Below are 5,564 nucleotides of genomic sequence, written 5' to 3' on the forward strand. Positions count from 1 at the left end.
CCATATCCCCGCTGACCGCAACGGACTCAAATTCTATCGTCCCGACGGCGAGATCGAAAAGGCTGATGAGGCCGGAATCCTATCTTTCCTGGGCGTCGAAGTGCCGCCTGTAGAAATGCCCGAGCCCGTCGACATCGTCGGACATGCTCTTGAAGCATATGGCGCACGCCTGGACGGCCTGCTTGGTGCTGGCGCCTTGGAAGGCCGGCGCATCGGTGTCTATCAGCACAGTTCGGTAGCGCGAGATTTACTGGTCGATATCCTGGCGCGGGCTGGTGCTGACGTCGTCGCCCTTGGCCGCTCGGATATCTTTGTTCCAGTCGACACGGAAGCTCTGCGCCCAGAAGATATCGTGTTTGCCAAGGAGGCGAGCAAGATACATCGCCTAGACGCGCTAGTGTCAACCGACGGCGATGCGGACAGGCCGCTGATCGCCGACGAAAACGGCCACTTTTTACGCGGCGACGCCATCGGTCTGCTTACCGCGCGTTTCCTGGGAGCTGACGCGGTTGTCACGCCGGTAACATCGAACACCGCAACCGAGCTCTGCGGCATGTTCAAGAAGGTTTATCGGACCAAGGTCGGCTCACCGTACGTCATTGAAGGAATGATTTCGGCCTGCAACGACGGCTTCCAACGGGTCGTCGGCTTCGAAGCGAATGGCGGTGTGCTTTTGGGATCCCCGCTCGCGACCAGCGGTGGGCAACTGGCTGCACTTCCAACCCGCGACGCAATTCTGCCCATTTTGAGTGTGCTTGGCATGGCCGCCAAAGAGGACGTGACAGTTTCTGCCTTGCTACGCACCGTTCCGCAGCGCTTCACATGCAGTGGCCGGATCGAACACGTCAACACAGAAGCTAGCGCTCCGTTTTTGCAAGGCCTGCTCGACGTTGACCAAAGAAGAGGGTTTTTCGCAGAGCTCGGCACGATCCTGGAATGCGACAACATTGACGGCATACGGGTCAAGTTTTCGAACGCAGAAGTCATCCACTATCGCGCATCAGGCAACGCTCCGGAATTGCGCTGTTACGCTGAAGCCGCATCGGAGCAGCGCTCAGCTCAAATTTTGCAATGGGGACTGCGCAGTGCCGAAGGCGTGTTGCGCGCAAAGGAAATAGGTCACGAATGAAGATCATCCCGACAATCATGAGCGGTGGGGCAGGTGCCCGGCTCTGGCCGATTTCGCGCGAGACGCACCCCAAGCCCTTTATCAAGCTCGCTGACGGAGCTAGCCTGCTGCAGCATGCCTTCCTGCGTGCTGCAACGCTGACGGATGTCGAACACGTTCTGACGATCACCAATCGCGAGTTGTTTTTCAAGACAGAGGACGAGTATCGCGAGCTCGACCGTACGGATATCGAGTGCACTTACCTGCTAGAGCCGATGGGGCGTGATACGGCCGCCGCCACAGCGATCGCAACGCTTCATGTCCAGCAGGTTTTCGGCGACGACGCCATAATTGTCCTGTTTCCTGCCGACCATATGATCCGCAACGTCGTTGCGTTTCGTGAAGCTGCCGCAAAGGCTATCGACTTGGCGCAAAGTGGCAGGCTGGTCACTTTCGGTGTCACTCCTGAGTATGCCGAAACTGGCTATGGCTACATTGAGGCCGACGGGTCGGATGTGGTTCGTTTCGTCGAGAAGCCCGACAGCGCGCGGGCCGGGGAATATCTCGCCTCAGGCCGTTTTTATTGGAATTCCGGCATGTTCTGTTTTTCAGCGCGAACGATGGTCGGGCTGATGGAAAAACACTCCCCTGAAATTCTTGAAGCATGCAGAAAGAGCATTTTCAGTTCGGCACGCTCGCCTGTGACAACCGGTACAAAGCTCGAGATTGACCGTGAACTCTTCGCGCAGGTCCCGAAAAACTCCATCGACTATGCCGTGCTCGAAAAGGCTGACAATGTTGCGGTCGTGGGCTGCGACATTGGCTGGAGCGATATCGGTTCGTGGAATGCTCTTGGCGATCTCATCGCCCCCGACGCATCAGGCAACAGATCGAACGGCGACACCGTCCTTGTCGGCACAGAAAATTGCTTTGTCCACAGCACAGACCGGCTTGTTGGCACGGTTGGTGTCAAGGACCTGGTGATTGTCGAATCTCCCGATGCTGTGCTGGTTGCCCACAAAGATAGCGTACAGAATGTGAAACAGCTGTTTTCGCATCTAAAAGAGAATGGACACGCAGCCCACAGCTTGCATCGGACCGTGCACCGGCCATGGGGTACTTACACCGTGCTCGAGGAGGGCGAACGCTTTAAAATCAAGCGGATCGAGGTAAAGCCCGGAGCCAGTCTGAGCCTCCAGATGCATCATCATCGCTCTGAACATTGGGTGGTTGTCAGCGGCACGGCAAAAGTGGTCAACGGCGACCGGGAGCTTATCCTAACCACGAACGAGTCGACCTATATCCCTTGCGGGAACAAGCACCGGCTTGAAAACCCTGGTATTATGCAATTAGTGATGATCGAAGTTCAAAGCGGCGATTACCTGGGTGAGGATGACATCGTTAGATTCGAGGATGTCTACGGTCGAAGCTAAAGTTGAGCATTCGATCGGTACAACCTTAGTACGCAAACAATTCTTGCGGTTCCATAGGGACGCAATAGACCCAAGCGGAGAGTTGAATTGGCCAAGAAAGCGTTGATAACCGGTATTACAGGACAGGACGGGGCCTATTTGGCAGAGCTGTTGCTCGGCAAGGGCTATGAAGTTCATGGCTTGGCCCGCCGTTCGAGTTCCTCCGATGTGAACTTGACCCGCCTCGAATGGCTGGGAATTGCGCGAGACGTGCGCATTATCGACGGTAATTTGCTGGACCTCTCCGGCTTGGTTCGCACCATACGCGAAGTAGCACCCGACGAAGTCTACAATCTCGCAGCACAATCCTTCGTTAAGTCGTCTTGGCAGCAGCCCATCCTGACAGGCCAGGTGACCGGTCTCGGCGTCACCAACGTGCTTGAAGCTGTCCGTTTGGAAAAGCCTGACGCGCGCTTTTATCAAGCATCGTCGTCTGAGATGTATGGCCTTATCCAGGAACCGATGCAGTCTGAATCAACGCCTTTCTATCCGCGATCACCCTATGCCGTGGCAAAACTCTACGGCCATTGGCTGACGGTGAATTATCGCGAGAGTTTTGGCCTGCACGCATCAAGCGGCATACTTTTCAACCACGAGTCGCCGTTGCGTGGCATTGAATTCGTAACGCGCAAGGTTACCGACGGCGTGGCGCGCATCAAGCTAGGATTGGCGAAGGAGTTGCGCCTTGGCAATATCGACGCCAAACGTGACTGGGGTCATGCGAAGGACTATGTGCGCGCGATGTGGCTGATGGTGCAGCAGGAGGTGGCCGAAGACTACGTCGTTGCCACTGGCGTAACTACGACAGTGCGCGACATGTGCAAGATCGCCTTTACCCATGCCGGCCTCAATATCGACGATCATTTGATCATCGATCCAGCCTTTTTCCGCCCCGCCGAAGTCGACGTCTTGCTGGGCAATCCGCAAAAGGCGAAGTCCAAGCTCGGTTGGCAGCCAGAGATTTCCCTCGAAAAGATGATCGTGGAAATGGTCGAAGCAGATCTGAAGCGCTTGGCAAGGCTCGTCTAATGGCCGGCTGCAGCGATGTGATGAAGCTCTGACATGCCAGCTGAAAACCGTATCCTTGTTACCGGTGCGACTGGCTTTGTGGGCGGCTGGCTTCAGCGCGAGCTGGCGGCGCGCGCGCAATCGACAAGGTTAGAGGTTTTCGCTGCAGGCCACGGGAAATCCGGCGCCAGAAACCTCGATATCACTGACTATGATCAGGTTTCTCGTCTGATCCATGAGGTTCGGCCCACAGCCGTAATTCACCTGGCGGCCGTAGCCGCGCCAGCGGAGGCCCGCGATGCGCCCAAGCGGGCTTGGGACGTTAATCTGAATGGAACGATGAACCTTGCCTACGCGGTGCTGGAGAGTGCTCCCGAAGCCCGTTTCGTCTTCACGAGCAGTTCCGAAGTTTATGGGGCGTCGTTCAACGACGTGCCTGGCGCGCCCGTCACAGAAAACGCCRTATTAAAACCGATGAATGTGTACGGCGCAACAAAGGCGGCGGCGGACATTCTCGTGGGGCAGCTGGCTCGTGACGGCCTGAAGTCAATCCGCTTCCGTCCTTTCAACCATACCGGCGCAGGACAGAGCGATGCCTACGTTGTGCCGGCCTTTGCAAAGCAGGTCGCGGAAATTTCTGCGGGTTTAAGCCCTGCAGTCATCAATGTGGGAAATCTCTTGGCGTATAGGGACTTCCTGGATGTTCGCGACGTCGTTCGTGCCTACGCGGATGCCGCGCTCTTGGAAGTGCCTGAGGCGTATGGACAAGTCTTCAACCTCGCGTCCAGCCAGGTTCACCAAATCAGCGCCGTCCTAGATACATTGATCAAATTGTCGGGATTGGCAGTCGAAATTCATGTCGATCCTGACCGACTGCGTAAAGCGGAAGTAGCCACGGCGTGCGGAAGTGCCGAGGCCGCTTGTAGGATGTTTGGCTGGCGACCGGAAATAGGCTTTGAGGAAACGCTATCCGGCGTGCTTGATGACTGGAAGAGTCGAGTCGATGGCTGAGGATCGAAGGCACCTATCTTTGAAAACAAAAGCTTAGACAGTATGACACCCTGACGCCTTTGTGCAAACACTAGGCTAGACCGCCAACACCTTTAGAACTTCTACGAGGCCAACACAGCAATAATAAAGAGTTAACCCGGGAACTCTCGTGAATCCAAACGCTGCAGTACAGATCTCGCAACTCCTACTTCGACAGGGGTACAAAACTCTGGCTCAAAGCGGCGTTGCTCAACCTAGTTTTCCAGACGTGGAATTCCAATGTCACTCTCAGAATGGTGAGGATGGCATACTCCTTTTGTATTTTCTCCTTGCTGGGAACGACGAATCGAAAGGTTCTCGAGATTTGCGCCGGCGACGGAACGGAATGCAACGCAGCAAACTTGATCGTAAACCACGGCTGGGATGGCCTTTTGTTTGACGGCGACGCCCAGAATATTGCCCATGGCCGAGCGTTCTATGCGACTTGCCGAAGCACCTGTGTCGCGCCGCCGAAACTGGTTGATGCTTGGATTAGCGCCGAAAACATCAACGATCTTGTTATCAGCTTCAGCGGGCCCATTGACCTTTTGTCCCTCGATCTTGACGGCAATGACTATTGGATCTGGAAGGCCCTGAATTGTGTTCAACCACGCGTCGTGGTGGTCGAATTCAACACGAGTTGTGGCCCCGAAAAAAGCATCTCCATGTCGTACAAGGTTACAAGGTTTGACTACAGGCTCGACTTATCGGTGCAGCCCTACCGATGCGGAGCGTCTCTTGCGGCATTCGCCAAGCTTGCCCGCGCCAAAGGATATCGGTTGGTAGGGGTCCAGTCGCTCGGCTTTAATGCCTTTTTTGTGCGCGATGGACTTGGCGAAGAACTGTTGCCCGAACGATCCGCACTGGATTGTTTTCAAAGTAACGACCGTATGAGGAACTGGACGCCAGCTCAGCTAGAGATGATCATCTCGGGCAATGAGAAGTGG

General features: G+C 55.6%; 4 protein-coding genes and 1 pseudogene. All 5 read left to right on the forward strand.

Going from position 1 to position 5,564, the window contains the following annotated elements; all coding sequences use genetic code 11:
* Nucleotides 1-1,129: phosphohexomutase domain-containing protein (locus AC1DUU_RS21435; RefSeq protein ID WP_476785411.1), on the forward strand; the 1,129-nt coding region annotated here is incomplete at its 5' end.
* The gene (locus tag AC1DUU_RS21440) at nucleotides 1,126-2,541 is read left to right on the forward strand and encodes a mannose-1-phosphate guanylyltransferase/mannose-6-phosphate isomerase (protein ID WP_476785412.1); all 1,416 of its coding nucleotides are present in this window, start codon (nucleotides 1,126-1,128) and stop codon (nucleotides 2,539-2,541) included. The genes AC1DUU_RS21435 and AC1DUU_RS21440, both read left to right, overlap by 4 nt.
* A gap of 87 nt (nucleotides 2,542-2,628) precedes the next feature.
* A complete protein-coding gene (gene gmd / locus AC1DUU_RS21445) occupies nucleotides 2,629-3,609 on the forward strand; it encodes a GDP-mannose 4,6-dehydratase (RefSeq protein WP_476785413.1) in 981 nt (326 codons plus the stop codon).
* A 33-nt stretch (nucleotides 3,610-3,642) separates the two neighbouring features.
* Entirely contained in the window at nucleotides 3,643-4,599 is a 957-nt protein-coding gene (locus AC1DUU_RS21450; protein ID WP_476785414.1) for a GDP-mannose 4,6-dehydratase, read from the forward strand.
* A 281-nt stretch (nucleotides 4,600-4,880) separates the two neighbouring features.
* Nucleotides 4,881-5,564: pseudogene (locus AC1DUU_RS21455) on the forward strand (hypothetical protein); the annotation flags it as partial.

The sequence above is a fragment of the Aminobacter sp. P4_H6_2 genome (assembly GCF_056400805.1).

Coding starts and splice junctions, on each gene's coding strand:
- AC1DUU_RS21440 (WP_476785412.1), top strand. CDS start 1,126: ATGAAGATCATCCCGACAATCATGAGCGGTGGGGCAGGTGCCCGGCTC.